Annotated in this window: 18 protein-coding genes and 1 pseudogene; 12 read left to right on the top strand and 7 right to left on the bottom strand. The window is 30.4% G+C overall.

The features are described 5' to 3' along the window. Positions 1–89: 89 nt before the first annotated feature. Both ACE193_RS01260 and ACE193_RS01255 read left to right on the top strand, forming a co-directional pair. Complete coding sequence (locus tag ACE193_RS01260) at positions 90–437, top strand: heavy-metal-associated domain-containing protein (RefSeq protein WP_375561212.1); 348 nt, start codon at positions 90–92, stop codon at positions 435–437. A 234-nt stretch (positions 438–671) separates the two neighbouring features. After that, positions 672–1397 carry a pyridoxine 5'-phosphate synthase gene (locus tag ACE193_RS01255; protein ID WP_375561211.1) on the top strand — a complete coding sequence of 242 codons (726 nt, stop codon included), beginning with the start codon at positions 672–674 and terminating at the stop codon, positions 1395–1397. 134 nt (positions 1398–1531) lie between these two features. On the opposite strand, the gene ACE193_RS01250 is transcribed toward ACE193_RS01255, so the two are convergent. Then, positions 1532–2119 (bottom strand): hypothetical protein, encoded by a 588-nt coding sequence (locus ACE193_RS01250; protein ID WP_375561210.1) that lies wholly within the window; start codon positions 2117–2119, stop codon positions 1532–1534. A 134-nt stretch (positions 2120–2253) separates the two neighbouring features. Between ACE193_RS01250 and ACE193_RS01245 the strand changes: the two genes are divergently transcribed. Then, positions 2254–2907, top strand: coding sequence for a DUF6935 domain-containing protein (locus ACE193_RS01245; RefSeq protein ID WP_375561209.1), 654 nt, complete (start codon positions 2254–2256; stop codon positions 2905–2907). A 145-nt stretch (positions 2908–3052) separates the two neighbouring features. Here ACE193_RS01245 and ACE193_RS01240 read toward each other — a convergent pair whose 3' ends face one another. After that, positions 3053–4297, bottom strand: a complete 1245-nt coding sequence (locus tag ACE193_RS01240) for a hypothetical protein (RefSeq protein ID WP_375561208.1) — start codon at positions 4295–4297, stop codon at positions 3053–3055. Between the two features lie 278 nt (positions 4298–4575). On the opposite strand from ACE193_RS01240, the gene ACE193_RS01235 reads away from it, so the two are divergent. Continuing rightward, positions 4576–5100 (top strand): hypothetical protein, encoded by a 525-nt coding sequence (locus ACE193_RS01235; RefSeq protein ID WP_375561207.1) that lies wholly within the window; start codon positions 4576–4578, stop codon positions 5098–5100. A 17-nt stretch (positions 5101–5117) separates the two neighbouring features. On the opposite strand, the gene ACE193_RS01230 is transcribed toward ACE193_RS01235, so the two are convergent. Next, positions 5118–6194 (bottom strand): isopentenyl-diphosphate delta-isomerase, encoded by a 1077-nt coding sequence (locus tag ACE193_RS01230; protein WP_375561206.1) that lies wholly within the window; start codon positions 6192–6194, stop codon positions 5118–5120. A 320-nt stretch (positions 6195–6514) separates the two neighbouring features. Here ACE193_RS01230 and ACE193_RS01225 point away from each other — a divergent pair, with 320 nt between their 5' ends. The 4 genes from ACE193_RS01225 to ACE193_RS01210 all read left to right on the top strand — a co-directional run bounded on the left by ACE193_RS01225 (position 6515) and on the right by ACE193_RS01210 (position 9735). Then, positions 6515–7537, top strand: a complete 1023-nt coding sequence (locus ACE193_RS01225; RefSeq protein WP_375561205.1) for an NAD(P)H-dependent glycerol-3-phosphate dehydrogenase — start codon at positions 6515–6517, stop codon at positions 7535–7537. Positions 7538–7627: 90 nt separating this feature from the next. After that, positions 7628–8533, top strand: a complete 906-nt coding sequence (locus ACE193_RS01220) for a DUF2911 domain-containing protein (protein WP_375561204.1) — start codon at positions 7628–7630, stop codon at positions 8531–8533. Positions 8534–8553: 20 nt separating this feature from the next. Beyond that, entirely contained in the window at positions 8554–8973 is a 420-nt protein-coding gene (locus ACE193_RS01215; RefSeq protein WP_375561203.1) for a hypothetical protein, read from the top strand. A gap of 204 nt (positions 8974–9177) precedes the next feature. Beyond that, positions 9178–9735, top strand: coding sequence for a PAS domain-containing protein (locus ACE193_RS01210; protein ID WP_375561202.1), 558 nt, complete (start codon positions 9178–9180; stop codon positions 9733–9735). Positions 9736–9888: 153 nt separating this feature from the next. On the opposite strand, the gene ACE193_RS01205 is transcribed toward ACE193_RS01210, so the two are convergent. Beyond that, positions 9889–10491: an AAA family ATPase gene (locus ACE193_RS01205; protein WP_375561201.1), complete on the bottom strand. Its 603-nt coding sequence runs from the start codon at positions 10489–10491 to the stop codon at positions 9889–9891. Positions 10492–10702: 211 nt separating this feature from the next. Between ACE193_RS01205 and ACE193_RS01200 the strand changes: the two genes are divergently transcribed. Together ACE193_RS01200 and ACE193_RS01195 are read left to right on the top strand one after the other, a co-directional pair. Next, the gene (locus ACE193_RS01200; RefSeq protein ID WP_375561200.1) at positions 10703–13003 is read left to right on the top strand and encodes a LysM peptidoglycan-binding domain-containing protein; all 2301 of its coding nucleotides are present in this window, start codon (positions 10703–10705) and stop codon (positions 13001–13003) included. A 79-nt stretch (positions 13004–13082) separates the two neighbouring features. Then, positions 13083–14165 (top strand): transposase, encoded by a 1083-nt coding sequence (locus tag ACE193_RS01195; RefSeq protein ID WP_375558860.1) that lies wholly within the window; start codon positions 13083–13085, stop codon positions 14163–14165. Positions 14166–14282: 117 nt separating this feature from the next. Here the strand turns inward: ACE193_RS01195 and ACE193_RS01190 are convergent, their stop codons facing one another. Further along, complete coding sequence (locus ACE193_RS01190; RefSeq protein ID WP_375561199.1) at positions 14283–15209, bottom strand: tryptophan 2,3-dioxygenase family protein; 927 nt, start codon at positions 15207–15209, stop codon at positions 14283–14285. Between the two features lie 187 nt (positions 15210–15396). Between ACE193_RS01190 and ACE193_RS01185 the strand changes: the two genes are divergently transcribed. Together ACE193_RS01185 and ACE193_RS01180 are read left to right on the top strand one after the other, a co-directional pair. Next, positions 15397–16110, top strand: coding sequence for an RDD family protein (locus ACE193_RS01185; RefSeq protein WP_375561198.1), 714 nt, complete (start codon positions 15397–15399; stop codon positions 16108–16110). Positions 16111–16270: 160 nt separating this feature from the next. Next, positions 16271–16753: an RDD family protein gene (locus ACE193_RS01180; RefSeq protein WP_375561197.1), complete on the top strand. Its 483-nt coding sequence runs from the start codon at positions 16271–16273 to the stop codon at positions 16751–16753. A gap of 16 nt (positions 16754–16769) precedes the next feature. Here the strand turns inward: ACE193_RS01180 and ACE193_RS01175 are convergent. Further along, a pseudogene (locus tag ACE193_RS01175) lies at positions 16770–17093 on the bottom strand (IS1 family transposase); the annotation flags it as partial. Positions 17094–17185: 92 nt separating this feature from the next. Continuing rightward, the gene (locus tag ACE193_RS01170; RefSeq protein ID WP_375560418.1) at positions 17186–17515 is read right to left on the bottom strand and encodes an IS1 family transposase; all 330 of its coding nucleotides are present in this window, start codon (positions 17513–17515) and stop codon (positions 17186–17188) included. Positions 17516–17545 lie beyond the last annotated feature (30 nt).

Here is a 17545-nt window from a genome sequence, read left to right as displayed (position 1 = left end):
GTTAGAATGCAACCGTCAACGAGGTTTTAAATTTCAATAAATAAACTTTCATTTTTAATAAATTATTCATTTAATCAATTCTCAATTTTATGAAATCTATCATTTTTTCATTAGCTCTTATCTTTTTTGCCTTTGCAGGAACATCAAATACATTTGCTCCTACAAAAAAGGAAACTATTGTTATCAAAACCGAATCTATTCAATGTGGAATGTGCAAAGAACGTATTGAAGAAGCCTTAATTCAAGAAAAAGGTGTGAAATCTGTAACTGTTGATGTTGATAAAAAAGAAACAACAGTTGTTTTTAATCCTAAAAAAATCAATGCAGATGCTATCAAAAAAGCAATTTCGAATGTAGGTTATGATGCTGACGATGTAGAAGCAGAATCTGGTGCTTACAATGATTTACCTGCTTGTTGTCAAAAAGGAGGTCATTAATTTTGTAGCTTTTTAATAAATTAACCCTAAGAGTTTGAAAAATTCTTAGGGTTAATTTTTGCCTAAAATATTTATGGAAATCTAAAAATTGAATGGCAAGAAACAGGAAATGCTTCTCAAATTGATGATATTTTGGTAATGGGATTTAAAATATAAATTTATAACAAATAAGACCATCAGATAATTTGTAATTTTGTGTATAAAAATATCAATCCACCATAAAAAATTATCAATATGACTCAAACCAAATTAAGCGTAAACATCAATAAATTTGCAACTTTGCGTAATGCACGAGGAGGAAATAATCCAAATCTAATACAAGTAGCACAAGATTGTGAACGTTTTGGAGCGCAAGGAATTACAATTCATCCACGTCCAGATGAACGTCATATTCGTTATGATGATGCGTATGAACTTTCAAAAATCGTCAAGACAGAATTTAATATTGAAGGAAATCCACAAAAAGGACGTTATTTGGAAATTGTAAAGGAAATAAAACCTACACAAGCTACTTTAGTTCCTGATTCTGATGGAGTTTTGACTTCAAATGCAGGCTGGGATACTATCAAACACCAAGATTATTTAAAAGAAATTATTACAGATTTGAAGGCATTGGGTATTCGTGTTTCTATTTTTATTGACCCAATAGACCAATTTATCGAAGCTGCTGCCAGTACAGGTGCAGACAGAATAGAATTTTATACAGAAAGTTATGCTAAAAACTTTCAAGAAAATCCAGAAAAAGCAATCCGAAAATATGCTCATTGTGCAGAGTTTGCTCACAAATTAGGTTTAGGAATCAATGCAGGACACGATTTGGATTTAGATAATCTAAATTATTTAGCCAAACATTTACCTTATCTACAAGAAGTTTCAATTGGTCATGCACTCGTTTGTGATGCACTTTATTTGGGACTTGAAAACACAATTGGACTTTATAAAAGAGCTTTGAAAGTTTAGTTTTAGTTATTAAAAAAAAGGAATTTGAATGATAATATTCAAATTCCTTTTTTTAGTTTTCGTATTTACTTCTTACTTCTAAAATCTGACCTCTAACTTTATTATAAAGTCTCCAATATTATAATCTAGCAAAATTAATCGTTTAGAATTTTATCAAATAAACTTTCCATTTCCTCAAACCTAAAGTACAAATTATTCACATTAATAGAATCATAAGAAGAATTACAAATTCCACTACATTCAAAGCAAACCTCTATAATATGAGTTGCTTTTTCTCCTTCATAAAAAACGAGTGAGTGACGAGGTTTGAAACAATCTGCTGACATAAATATAGAATCAGTTTCTTTTAAAGGAGTAAAAACTAAATCCTCAAATTTTTGAATTTGTCTTTTGCTTAAACCTTTTTTCTTTTCTAAAGAATCTACATCAAAAACTCCATTTTTAATCAAGTTACCACAAGCTGGCATAGTTCCATACGAACGTACACTATGGGGATAATAAACCAATTCTATTTTATCAAATTTCTTGAAATAATCTTTATCAATAATAGAATGGTCTTGTTGTGGTGTTCCTCTCGCTTCTATCATTTCCATATCATCTAAATTTGCTTTTGTAATTTCTACTTGTTTTCTGTCTTGATTATCTAGAGTTTGATTCTGACAAGAAAAAAATAAAATAACAAATCCTATAAAAACGATATGAGTAAGAAATATTGGTTTCATAAAAATAGAATTGTGATTAGTAAAAATTGAACACGTAAAATTATGTAATTTTGGTGTAATTATTGAGCTTAATAAAACTAAAATTTCACCATTTTTTTTATCACTAATTTTCAATAATTTAATCTTTTAGTATAATGACTTTTAATTTCAAATCTCTACCTGTGGTAATAGTTATTTTTGCCACGTTACTTTTTTTTAGTGCATTCAAAACAAAAAATACGAATTCTATATCTACTCTTGAAAAAGATAGAATTATCACACTTGATAAACTTCCAACAACTATAGAAGAATTCTTAGAAATGAGAAATAGGATTAGTAAAACTCCAGAAGGAGGAGCAACTACAATGATTGTTGCTTTAATGTTGTATAGCCAAAATACAGAATTAGGTTTGGCTTGCCTTACCATTGCAGTCGATAAAAAAAGAGTCTCAAAAACTACTAAGAAAGAAGGATACAAAGGCTATATCGTTTCAAGAAATGATTTGAATTTAATCCAATCTCAAATCAAACGTTCTCCTTATGTTCCTTTTTCGTATGTACAAGGCACAAATGTAGATAATGGTTACAAACTTCCAAAAGGAAAATTAGTATTTGACTTTTCTACTAATAAATATAGTGGTGATGAAAAAGACGGAGAGATAAAATTATTTATTCCATCTTCGGGTGCAGATTCTGCTCGTCCTGTTCGTCTTCATAAAAATGATGCTGGAATTTGGAAAGCAACTGAATGGAGCAGTCTTATAGTAGGAATTCGTGCGCCAAAAGTAGCTGATGACGATGATTTATAGGATTTTTAATTTTCATTCAAAATAAACAAAGAAAGGAATTTGAATATACTTCAAATTCCTTTTTCTATTTTTTTACTAAGAAGATGCGTATTTTTCACTATTGTAATTCATAAAAATGCGAGCCTCTACAATCTGATTTCTGACTTTATTTTTCTCCTTTTGGTTTAGAATAACCACGAATAGCAAGAGGAATCCAACCTAAAACAGGAATAAAATAAGAAATTGTAATTAAATTTTTAAGAAGTAAAGGAAAAAAATCTCTTCTACGCATTTTTAAAGTAAATTCTCCTTTTCTGCCTTCTTGTTCGTATTTTCTGTATTTTCTATCAAACTCTCCAAAAAGCATTGGCCAACCAATTGGTGTTAGGTAAGGAAAAAAACGAATTTTACTTCCTCGTTTTTCTTTTCCTTTGTTGGCTGCTCTCAAATCTTTCCAATTGAATGGTTTTTTTCCATATTTTTCTACTGACTCATCAAGCAGTTTTTGAAATTCATCTCTGACATAATCTCTAATTTTGACGACATCTTCTTGTGTTGCTTCTTCGGCTGGTTTGTCCAAAAGCTCAGAAGGATTTATTCTTTCTCCTTTTACATAATACATTTTAGCAGGAAAACCTGTATAAAAAAGCCAAGGAAAAATTGGAACAAGTGCTGTAATAATCCCCATTGGTAAAAATGGAATTCCAATCTTATTTACTAATGTATTTACCCACGGAATACTATATGTATGAGGATTTATATATTCTCCATTGACAGTAGCAAAAGGCACAATATCTGTTTTGTATTTAAGAGCCATTCGGATAAAAGAAGTAGAAAAACGCTGTGCTTCATATTTTCTATTAAATCCTTTTCCAATCCCTGGAACTCCCTCTGGATAAACCATAATATTATAATCATTACAATTCATCATCGTTTCAAAATTGATAGTTGTTGCGTCAATTCCACCTACTTTTTTCCATAAATTATACGCTCCAAAAGGATTCATGAGAGCAGATTGTGAAAGCATAGGAGCAACCAAAGGACGAATACTTTTCTTCTGAAAACCAAACTGTCTAAAAATTTCTGCCAAAAAAATCATTCCATCCCAAGGAAAAGCCATTCCAGAGTGATTGCTATAATAAATTAATGGGCGTTCGGGATTATTTCTTTTTTCTTGCTCATCAAATCCTATAAAAACGGGACGATAATAATAATCTGACATAGGAGCAATGACATGTTCGATTAACGCTTCTGTATATTTTTGGTCAAAATGTTTGTAATAAACTTCAATATTTTTTTGAACATCTTTTGGGACTTCTCTCTCTTTAGCAAGCTCTAAACTTTTCAACCATGCAGAAGATACTTCTTGAGGTAAATCTTTGGGAACAGTAAGTGTAGTATTCGTACTCATAAATAATTTATAATTTCTTAGTTGATTTGTATGCAAGTCTATTAAAAAAATAAAAGCAACTTCAATTTGCTCATTTATTTTTCATTCTATTATCTCACAAAATACATTATTATTAATAAATAAACAATAGTTTCTCCATAGATTCAATTAAAGACATAGGAGGTGTAAAATTTAAAGTAGGTTAATATAAGTCAAAAAATTCAATCATACTGCTTACTTTTTGTATCTTTTTAGAACTAATTCAAATTATTTATTTTATTTCCTTTAAAAAATCAATTATGAAAACAATCTTTACACTTATTTTTATTTTCTCTCTCATTTCATTTTCTACTTTTTCTCAAAATGATTCCACAACTATTGAAAAACCCTGTGCTTGTTGTACTGAAAATTACAAACAATTTGATTTTTGGGTGGGTGATTGGACAGTTTATGACACAACAGGAACAGAAGTAGGAAAAAATACAATTATAAAATTAGAAGATGATTGTATCTTAAACGAACATTGGAGAGGTGCATCAGGCTCAACAGGAAGAAGTTATAATTACTTCAATAAAAAAGATTCTACTTGGAATCAAGTTTGGTTAGATAACTCTGGTGGAAATTTGATTTTGAAAGGAAGTCTCAAAAAAGAAGGTGTAATGACTTTGAGAAGTGAACTTTTGCAAGGACAAAAAGGCAAATATTATCATCAAATTACGTGGACAAAAAATGATGATAATACTGTTACTCAGCGTTGGGATATACTAAACGAAGAATACCAAACTGTAAATACTCTTTTTATAGGAATTTATAAAAAAGAATAGCTAGTTTCAAAAACTGATTATCTCACTTTCAAAAACTGTTTGGCTACTTTCAGACCATTTAATTGTCCTTCCGTATAGGCTTGTAATTCTTCGTAACTTCCTCTAGCATGTTTCAAAAATCCTGATGCTTGTCCATAAATTGCGTCAAAATTTATTTTTTCTGTTAGATAATAACCATCTAAAAATGTTTTTATTCCCCCCGAAATAATAATTTGATTACATTTTATTGTTCTACTTGAATATTTTACTTTGTTTTTGATGTTTTCATCATAATCAGACTTTATTTGATTACAAAAATCTACCATTTCTTCTGCACTATGTCCAATATGTGCCAAAGGTTCGAAAAGATTTTGAGAAAGTTCACTACTTCGTTTTAGTTCTAAAAGAGCAAAATTTGTTCCTCCACTAGCTGCAAAATCCACAGCAGCAAGAGGTAAGTTTAAAAGTTCTTCTAGGCTCTGCTTTCCAAATCCTTGTCCTACTTCTTTTACAATAATTGAGTATTTAGCCGTCTCTAAAAGTTCTTTTATTGTTTCTAAAGGAGCTTTTTTAAATATATCACCTTCAGGTTGTAACCATTCTTGTAGAGGGTTTATATGGATGATAAGTCCGTCGGCTTCTAATTTTTTTAATAATTCATCTATTTTCTTTGTCTGTTTGGTTTCAATGAGTTTTTCTAGCTGTGCAATTCCAAGATTTGCATAAAGAGGCTGGTCTCCCATAAACTTTCTAACATCAAAATCAGGCAAGCAATCGTCGTCAGTAAGTAATGCTCTACACGAACCCAAACCCATTCCAAGTTTGTATTCTCCACATACTTTAGCCAAGTTTTGATTAATAATTTTTGCCCATTCTGTTCCTCCTGTCATACTAGAAACCCACAAAGGCGCATTCATTTGTTTCCCCAAAAATTCAAAAGATTCTGTTTCTGTTTTGGGATGTGCTGCCAAAACAGGCTCATAATAAAAACGATTATCTAATTGATTTTTGAATACCTGTGCATCAAATGCAAGTTCGATATGGTCTTGTTTGCGTGAAGCTGCATTCTTATCAGAATCAGTATAATTAATTGATGGGCTAGATAAATTTTCCAATAGTTTTTTCTTTTTTTGGAATTGCTCGTGGGGACACGAGCAATGGTAAGGTTCAATTGATTAGGTAGAGTATTTTTTGTTGCTCGTATCCCCACAAGCGACATGCAAAAGCAAAAATACTAAATCTTAATTTCTGACAAACCATGTGTTTTAAAAAATTGTTAGAAATGATTTGAATAAGAATATTACTTTTTTGCTTTTTATTGAAAAATCATTTTAATTCATTTTGTAGAATAACAAAAAACCACGTTCTTTACTGTTTGAAAAGAGAATATTTTCTCTTACTTTATTCTTTTCTTTTTTCACTAAAATAAATTACTTTGGCAGCTTTTGGTTTTTCAGATAGTGGTACGCCTGTGCGTATTGCTGTATTGGGTGGAGGCAGTTGGGCAACTGCAATAGTAAAAATGCTCTCCGAAAATAATGTTCGTATAAATTGGTGGATGCGTTCGAAAGATGATATTGATTTTATTCGCAAAAATCATCGTAACCCACGTTATTTGAGTTCGGCTTTGCTCAATATTGACAAAATTACACCCTTAAATGATGTAAAAGCTGTTATTGCAGATTCTAAGTATATTGTTTTGGCTGTTCCTTCAGCTTTTATTACTGATGTTTTTGAAAAATTAGACCCTGCTATTTTTAAAGATAAAGTCATTGTTTCGGCTATCAAAGGAATGATTTTGGAAGAAGATGTATTGGTAACTGAATATGTCCAAACAAAATTTAATGTTCCTGCTGACAAACTTCTTTGTATTGCAGGTCCTTGTCATGCCGAAGAAGTAGCGCAAGAAAGACAAGCCTACCTCACTATTGGAGGAGATGAAGATGAAGGTGATAAGTTTGCTCGGCTTATGCGAGGACATTATATAAAATGTAAAACAAATCCCGATTTGAATGGAATTCAGTATTGTGCCGTAATTAAAAATGTTGTTGCTGTGGCGTGTGGAATGGCTCGTGGTCTGAATTATGGAGATAATTTTCAAGCTGTGTTAGTTTCGAATGCTGTACAAGAAGCAAAAAAGTTTTTAGATAAAGCGTACCCATTGAAAGAAAGAGACATAAATGCGTCAGCTTATTTGGGAGATTTGCTCGTAACTTCTTACTCTCAATTTAGTAGAAATCGTACTTTTGGAAATATGGTAGGGCGTGGCTATACTGTGAAATCAGCACAAATTGAAATGGGGATGGTTGCAGAAGGTTATTATGCAGTAAAAGGCTTATATGAAGTTACCAAAAGACACAAAGTAGATATGCCAATTATTAAAGCTGTTTATAATACACTTTATGAAAAAATTTCTCCAGCTATTGAATTTAGAATTTTGAAAGACTCTTTACAATAAACGAATTACGAATTAAAAATTACGTATTTGTATTCTTTATTATTGTGATTATTTTTTATTTAAAATCATAATTATAACATAATTCCTGAAATGAAAAGTATTAGATTATTTCTTTTAGTTCTCTTATTCTCCATATATTTTCCTGTATTAGCTCAAGAAAAAGGTCAAGCAAATGACATTTCGGAAGAAGAAGAAAAATTAGAACTTCCACGTAAGAGTTCGATTTCTACATTGATGCAAGAAATTGGTCTTACAGAGTTTTTTGTTCGTTATAGTCGTCCGAGTGTAAAAGGAAGAAAAAAACATATTTGGGGAGAACTCGTTCCTTATGGGAAAGTTTGGAGAGCAGGTGCAAATGAAGCTACTACAATAGAATTTTCTAGTGATGTAAAAATAAATGGCAGACCACTTAAAAAGGGAAAATATGCCATTTTTGTTATTCCTCAAAAAAGAGGAGATTGGACTTTTATTTTTAATACTGCCGTAGATTCGTGGGGAAAAGAAGCCTACAATGAAGCAAATGATGTTTTGCGTGTAAGTGCAACCGTTGAAAAATCAAAATTTCAAGAAACGTTAGCGTATGATTTTGATAAAATATTGGAAAATGAAGGTACTTTTATTTTGCGTTGGGAATGCAAGTTAGCACGAATCACCATTCAAGTAAATACAGTAGAAGAAGCTAAGAAAAATATTGCAGAAGCCATTTCAAAATATCCAAACGATTGGCAAGTGCTTGTACGAAGTGCAGCCTATTACAAAAACGAAAAGATAGAACTTCGTCAAGCCTTAGAGTGGGCAAACCAAGCCATCAAACTCAAAAATGACCATTATTTACCTCATTGGGTAAAATCTGAAATTCTAGCTTTAGAAAATGACTACAAAGGGGCAGTAGAAAGCGCACAAAAAGCCTTAGAAGTAGGACAAGATGATGCTAATTTTATCTATGCTCAGACCATTCAATCACAAATTGACAACTGGCTTTCAAAAATTAATTAACTTTCATTCCCCTAATTCCAATGAAAACTTACAAAAGTAAATATGTAGAGCGTTTTTTTTATGAAGAAAAACAAATGGTAACTTCAACATGGTTGACAACAACTGAAAGTATGAATGCCAAAGAGTTTAAAGAAGAAATGCAAAGTTTAGCAGACATGATAACTGAAGAAAATGTAAAATTCATTTTATCTATCACTAAAGATTTGCGTTTTCCGATTGTTCCAGAATTACAAGAATGGATTTTAGAAGTGATTGTTCCACAATTTACAGATGCAAAGATTGAAAAACAAGCCATGATTGTTCCAGAAGAATTCATAGCCCAGTTATCAATGGAACAAACAGTTGATGATGTAGAACTAAGTAAACATACACATGAATCAAAGTTTTTTACTGAAGTTGAAGAAGCTCAGGCTTGGTTTTTTGACAACAAACAAACCTAGTAAGTAACTGAGCAAAATAAAACATATCTAAAAAAGAATTAGAAAATGGAAATCTAAACTGTCAAGACACCTTCAAGGTGTCAGACAGATTTCATTAACCTATAAATAATTTTGCCCAGTTACTTATCCAACCACATTTCACTAGATTCTACTCTATTTTTAATTGTTTTATCTGATTTTTTTACCAAAATTTGTATTTACAAAATGAAAAAAAAACTATCCAATATGATGTGTTTAGATATTTATCTTGCTCGTTTGGAAACAAAAGAACTCAATAAAATTAAAAAACACATTGAATTTTCAGTAGTAGAATCAAAACCTCTTTTAAGTTGGGATATTGCTAATGTACGTTACTATGAAAAAACGAAAAGAGAAATTGACATTCAAAAAATTTATTCTTTTGCTAAAATATACAACTGGAAAAATGATATTGATAAAATACTTTTAAATAATAATTTTGAAGCTATCATACTTACTGATTCTTTAGAAAAAATTATATGGGTAAACGACGGTTTTACCGAAATGACAGGCTATTCTAAAAAATTTGCTACTAATAAATACCCTTCCTTCTTACAAGGAAAACTGACTTCAAAAGAATCAAAAAAAGAAATTAGAATGAACCTTCAAAAAGAAAAACCTTTTGAATTGTCGGTTATCAATTATAAAAAAGATAAAACACCTTATACTTGTCAAATTCAAATATTTCCACTTTATTCTAATAAAATTACTCATTATATAGCATTAGAAACACAAATAAATTAGGTAGGGTTGTAAAAAGTATGATATGTGCTTTTGTCGTTGGTGGAGAAACCTACAATAATTTAAACTACAAAAAGAAAAAAAAGAACATGAGAAAAAGAAATAGCATACTTTGTGTGACACCTCCAATTCATATTACAAACTCCTTTCAATGCCTTATAAAAAATCAATTATTTTAATAGCTTCTTTCAGTCGTTTTTCATTTAGCTCTGTAATTTCAGAGTATTCAATATTTCGATTTTCTAATTCTTCTTTCATTTTTTTATAAAAAAATTGTCTGCCTTCTTCTCCTCCTCGCTGTTTGTCAAACTCCCATTTTGTATTTGGTTTTAATAACAGATAATGAGAGTAATTTTGATTTTGAATAGCTTTTTCTAACCAAAAAGGAATATTTTTATAGATAAATTTTGAATAAATATAAGTCGTTAGCAAATTTGTATCTAAAAAATAAAACGAATGAGTATGAGCAATGGCAAGTTTTTTTACTTGATTTTCACTGCAAAGTTGTCCTATTGCAATCGGTTCTACATCATCAAAAGTAAGTGAATTTGTATCATCATAATTTGCATATTTCATCTTTGTATCTAAATAAAGTCTTGAAAATTCAGGGTTTGAAAAGACATTATAGTAGTTTGCCAATTCATTTGTCAATGTAGATTTTCCAGAAGATTCTGACCCAAAAACAACTATACTTTTAGGATTTTCGTTAGTAATAGGATTAATTATTGTACTTTTTTGTGTAAATTGATTATCTTTCATGTAAATTGTTGAATCTTTTTTATTTTATTGAGTTTATAGTTAAATGAAATCTCAATAAAAACACTAAATTATTTTTATGGATTTTTCTCAAAAAAGCATCTTTCTTTAAAGAGTCAAACCAAATTAACAAAAAACAAAACTGATAGTATTCATTTATCGTATTTGTTTGTTCCTTAGCCATTCACTAAATAAAACTATAAATTTAAGTCTTATGCAGTATTATTTTTTTAAAAACTCATATAAAAGTAAGGTATTATTTTTTTCATTATTGATTACTTTTTTATGTATTCCTATTTTTTCTTGGGCTTTTTCTCCTGTTTTTTCTCCATTAGATACAACTTTAGTAATTGAAAAAGATATTTATCCCAAAATAGTAGATAGACAAGAACGCCTCATCGAAGGTAAAAAATATGCTTTTGCTACCATCAACGAACGCAAAGGAATGATTGCTCTTTCTGGAAATTTTTTGAGTGAAATGGCTCGTGCTGCTGGCATAGAAGTTACTGATTTTTTGGATTGGAATGATATGAAACCTACCGATGCTATCAAAACAGGACAAGTATATTATCTTCAAGAAAAAGGAAACCGAGCAAAAGATGTTGCTACACATGTATTGCTAGATAAAGAAACGCTTTGGGATGTTTCTCAAAAATACGCAATGCGCTATAAATATTTATTAAAATATAATCGTTTGGATGAAGAAGATAAAGTAAAAGTAGGACGAGTATTATGGATTCAGACCAAAAGACCTAAAAGAATTCCTGTAGAAGTAAGAAATGTAACTCCAATCGTAGCTAATTTTGAAGAAGAGGAAGCCGAAACAGCAGCCGACCCAGAATTGATGGCAGAATGGGAAGAACTCAAAAAAACAGAATTGGCAGGAATAGATAATAAAGAAACAACTACCACAACCATTGCAAAAAATGAAAAAGATGATAATTCAACTACTTCTACTGATGCAAAACAAGGTTCATTTGCAGAATTTGATGATAAAAAAACAGATGGTGTCGTAGTTACGGAAAAAACAGACACTAAAACAGACACTAAAACAGATACAAAAGTGGCTACCAATGTAGTAAAATATCATACTGTAGCTGAAGCCGAAAGTCTGTATGATATTTCTAAAAAATACAATGTGGTAATGTCAAAATTGAAAGAATGGAATAGTTTAGCTGATTATACTACTTATACAGGACAAAAATTAATTGTCAGTCAGCCAAATATTTCTAAAGAAGATAAAGTATATGATGGAAGTTTGGTTACAGAAAAAACAGATACAAAAGCAGCTACTTCATCAGAGAAAAAAGTAGTCGTCAAAAAAAATGTAAATGGAGAGTTTGTAACATTTGTAGATTCTTCTGGCACGCTTCTGCCTATTCCTCAACAAGATTTCCGTCCTATTCAACCTACTATTGATATAAAAAATGCTGATTATCATATTGTAGAAAAAGATGAAACACTTTGGTCTATTGCTAGAAAATATAATCTAAACCCAAAAGATGTAATTCGTTGGAACGGTTTTGTTACAGGAGATAATATTGATGTAGGCGACAAAATTATCTTAAAATCTAGTTTGGCAGTAGAAGCAGGTTCTAGAAGTGAAGTTATTAATACTGATAATTCGTCCTCATCATCTTCTACTAACTCAAATAATAATGGAACAACAGGAGGAACAGGATTTAAAGATACTGCCTTGATTGACCCAGCAATTAGTAATGGAGTAAATGGAAGTAATTCTAATGAAAGTAAAACAAATGCTTCTACTATAACAATGGAGGAATTTCTTCAAATGGGTGGTGAAGAAAAAGATTTTAAAAATGTAGGTAAAGAAGGGTACGATCCATTAGGAATGCCTATTCTTGGTTATGTATTTCCAAATAAAAAAACAGATACAACAAAAACAACAGTCGTAGAAACTGAAACAAAGGCTGAAACATATATTGTTAAAACACAAGATGCACTAGGAAAGATTGCTCAGAAACACAATGTAACTACTAAAGAATTAATGGCTTGGAATCCAAAAATCCCTGCAACTGGAACAATCTATAAAGGAGATACACTTTTTGTTTCGAAACCTCAAACTACGAAAACAGTTACAGAGCAAACAGCAACCGTTTATCCAGTAGGATATTATGGAGTAGGTTTTCATGCCGTTCAGCCGAATGAAACAGTGTATCATCTAGGAGAAAAATATACTGTTCCTGTTGATAAAATTCGTTCTTGGAATAATTTACCTAATGATATAATTGACCTTCCTGTTGGTAAAAAAATGATTATTAATGAAGAAGGTTTGAAAATGACAAGTACTAATGATGCTTCAAAAACAGACAACAATCAAACTACGGATGCTACAGCAAAAGTAAATTATGAATATCACAGTGTAGCAAAAGGCGAAACTCTTTTTTCTATTGCTCAAAAATACAATCTCTCAACAGCACAAGTAAGAGAGTGGAATAATCGTCAAGGCGATTTAGTATATGAAGGAGAAAAACTGATTGTAGGAGTAAAATAGAAATATTTGGTTCTTTATGATTTTAGTTGCAAATGTTTAAATTAGCATTTATTTTCTCTTTATTACAAATATCATTTTTATGGATAGTGTAATTGTTTTTGATGAATTATTACATATTGTCGCTCCTTTTCATATTCGTCAAATTGATAAAGATGAATTAGCCAAAAAGGTTCATGTTTATGTTGAAGTTTGTTCTACTTACCGTCCTTCTGCTTTTGAAGACTGGCGTATTCATAGCTATAAAGATAGAGAGTGGGAGCATTTAAATATTTTTGAATATCGCTGTTTTATTCATTGTAAACTACCTATTTATCAAAACAAAATTACTAAAGAAACTTCTCAACTTAAAGTAGATTTTTCTAGAGAGTTTTCTCGTTTTACTCTACTTTATGAGCAAAAAGTAATGGATTTACTAAAAATATATCATTGTTTTCAAAAAGTAGCTAAACAACTAGGTATTTATACACAGCGAGTGGAACACATTTATCACTATTATACGCAAGACTTAAATGAAAATCCACCTCTAGGAGCAGTTAGAAAAATAGGAGCAGATGAAACTTCTACTAAAAAAGGACATGATTATATCACTTCTTTTATAGATATGGAAACTTCAAAAATAATTGCAATAGAAGATGGGAAATCAGGGGCTACTTTTGAGCAATTAGCTCTACACCATCCTAATCCTAATACAGTAAAGGAGATTTCTATTGATATGTCTCCTGCTTTCATTAGTGCAGCCAATGAATATTTTCCAAATGCAGCTCTTACTTTTGATAAATGGCATGTAATTAAGTTATTATACAAACACTTAGAAAAGTTAAAGAAAACACCAATTTATGATAGTCTAGTACTTAGTATGGAAAAACTTGAAAGTTTTTACGAGAACAAATCAATAGAAGAAGCCAAAGCACAATTACTGTTTATGGCTGATTTTGCAGAAGAAATAAAACCCAAAAATCCATTCACAAAGACAATATATCGTCATTTTGAAGGTATTATAAATTACTTTTCTTCTAAACTAACAAATGGTATTTTAGAGGGAATTAATTCAACTATACAGGTAATTAAAAGAGTAGCTAGAGGATTTAGATACACTCATAATTTCAAGAAAATGATACGATTTATTTTTAGTGATAAAGTGTATTTGCAACCGAATTCATAAAGAACCAAATATTTAAGTTTTTTATAATCAAATATCAAAACCCTGTTTAGGAATTCTAAACAGGGTTTATTATTTTTCTAAAATGTGTAACTTTCTATAAAATCAGCAAGAAAAACTCTATTCTTTTTCAGCCCAATGTTCTTTTTCTTCTTCTGTCCAAAGAGTAGGAAAAAATTTACGTTGTTGGAATTTTGGGTGTAAGTATTTTTTCCATGCAGAACCTCCAGTAGCTGCTTTATTTTCGCCTTTACTATCCAAATAATGCTTTGCAGTATTGAGATGAACAAGTGGAAAAGTAACATTATAAAGTGTATCAAACTCTCTCAGTAAATTTTGCAAATCAACTGAGATAGACGAATCAGCATTCAGTTTTATCAATTTGTCTTCTACTGTATTGCCTTCTAATTCTTTAGCAAGATGAATAAATTTATCTAAATATTTTTCTTCAAACTGCCTTAAAGTAAGTGACTTAGTTCCTGTTTTTCGGTTTTGTCCTGCATCTTTCCAATAAATATGTTCAAAATAATCTTCAATGGTAGGGTTTTCATTTTCTTTCAAACGCTCTATCCCTTTTTGATTGACTAAGTTTTCTACACGAGTACAATAAATTTCAATAAAACGAAATTGTGCACTCTGAAAACCACTTGCAGGAGTCAAAGTACTTCTAAACGTATTGTAATCATCATAATCCATTCCTTCACTCATTACTGAAAAAGAATTGATAAGCATAGAAGTATAACGATTCAGACGATGAATTTTGGTACTAATAAACTTTTCCGTAATATTTTCCTCTTCAATAATTTGTTCTAATTCGTGAACCATTAATTTGAGTGTCAGTTCTGTAATTTGATGATAAATAATAAATATTTCTTCATCTTTAAAGTCTGTACGAGGTTTTTGAAGAGAAAGTAAAGAATCTACTTCTATATAATCCCAATAATTAATTGGTTTGGCTTGCAATAATCCCTTCAAATAGGTATCTGGGTTTTCACCTAAATTGTGATATTTTTCATTGATGGCTTTTATGATTTCTTCTTGTGTCATTGTTTTTTGATTAATTATAAATAATTGTGGCAAAGTTAATCATTTGAATAGAATGATTTAGTAAGTGAGTGAGGTTCTAAAGTCAGTTTTAAGAAAAATTCTTTGCCATTTTGACAACCAAACCCTTATTTTTAGAGTAAGAAATACTATAACAACCTTACAACATGGCTATAACTGTCCTATTAAAATGAAAAATGCACTAACACTTACCGAAAAAGAAACTTTTTTTCTAAAAGAAAACCGTCAAGACCCAGTAACAGGAGATAAGTTTGATATTGGAGATGAAATTGTTTTTTGTGCTTCATGTAAATCTGCTTTTTTGAAGGAAAGTTGGGAATACATGAACTCAAAACATTGTGGACAGATATTTACACTCAAAAAATTTCCTGTTCATTCGAAACTAAAACTCTCAAAACCGATTGTTTATGATTTTAAAAAGGCTGATAGTGGAAATCGTATTTTAGCTTATTTGATAGATAACTTTATCGCTATTGGTTTAGCCATTATTATTTTCTTCATTTTTAGGGATTTTAATAATGATTTTGATGCGTTACCTTCAATAATCGGTTTTTTGTATATGCTCTTTAGAGATGTTATGGGAGTCAAGTCTAGCATAGGAAAACGAATAATGGGACTTTATTTTATACATACACAAACTCAAAAAAAGGCTTCTCCTCTTGTTCTTCTATTTAGAAATGTATTTTATTGGATTTGTCTTTTTGTTGTAATTGCTTTTATTGCATTTTTAGAGGCAGTTACAGGAGCAAGTGGAGTTATAGGAAGTCTGTTAGGTTTTGGGTTGTTGATTGCAAATATTGTCCATGTGATTATCGTCCTTGCCAATCAAAACCATATTTTTGATAGAATATTAAAAATAGAATTAGTAGAGAAAAAGAGATAATAGTAAAATAAAAAATGCCCTAACACTTACTGAAAAAGAAACTTTTTTTCTAAAAGAAAGCCGTCAAGACCCAGTTACAGGCGATGAGTTTAATTTAGGAGATGAGATTGTTTTTTGTGCTTCCTGTAAATCTGCTTTTTTGAAAGAAAGTTGGGAATATATGAATTCAAAACATTGTGGACAGACTTTTACACTCAAAAAATTTCCTACTGCTTCAAACCTAAAGTTATCAAAAGCGATTGTTTATGATTTTCAAAAACCTAATATTGGAAGCCGTAGTGTAGCTTACTTAATAGATAATATCATAGGCATTATTTGTGGTTTTATTGCATATACATTTTTTACTGAATTAAGAGATTTCTTCAGATTTGATGCCGAATTCTCTGGTTATGTTGCAGGAAGTTTATACATGCTTTTTAGAGATATTTTTGGAATTAAATCAAGCATCGAAAAACGAATAATGGGACTCTATTTTATTGACTATGAACTCAAAAAGAAGGCTCACATTGTTAGTTTATTATTCAGAAATCTAGTTTATTGGGTTTTTCTTTGTATGATAATAAGCATAATAATCATTTTAGAATTAAAGATTGATGCTGGGTTGTGTAGTAAAATTGTGTTTGGCTTTAAATCCATTTTTTAATTGAATAATACCAATTTTAAAATGTATTTTTCCTAGCTCTTCTTTCATTAGCATCCATCATAACTTTATACATCACTTTTTCATGATAAATCAACTCTTTTGAGAAGCAAGTTGTTCTACGATTTGTCCTTCTATTTTGTGTTCTAATCATGGTATTATTTCCTTCTATTGCTTTAGTAAATTCTTTGCCTTCTTTATGCTTTTCCTTGGGAAAAACCTTAGCAAAACCTTTAAATTTATCTGTGCAAACGTAGTCTATTTCAATAGGTAAATTTTTTAACTCTCTTTCTAAATGAGCGACTGTCTCCCAATCTCTTTCACCTTTTACGCAAGCTAAAACCGCTCTTGTTTTTTACAATAAGCTATAAACCAACAAATTACATTGGCTTTACTTCCTACAAAAGTCCAACCGAGCTTGCGAGTTCAGCGTAGCTAAAATTCATCTACTTCAACTTCTTTATAATGAGAAGAAACAGGAGTAACATTGAACTGACTAGGAAAGTAACGAAGTATCCAACAAAGGACTGTTTTACTGTTTACTTGGAGAACTTCGCTCGTTTGACGAATACCTCCATTGTTACTTAGAAGCCGAAGCCCTAATGTAATTATAGCAGGATTTGAACCATTGTAAGTGTAAGAATTTTGAAAACTTTTTTTACAATGTTTACAACGAAAACGCTGTACTTTTAGCTTGCCAGAGAACCCATTTTTTATTACTTTTGAGGACTGGCAATAAGGGCAAATTTGTGATTTTTCATTCATTTTACAAATTTCGGCTCTTATTGCCTTTTT

It is taken from the genome of Bernardetia aquimarina (assembly GCF_042180575.1).
GTDB lineage: Bacteria > Bacteroidota > Bacteroidia > Cytophagales > Bernardetiaceae > Bernardetia.
Note: the sequence above shows the minus strand (reverse complement) of the source record. Positions and strands in the feature narration are given on the sequence as shown.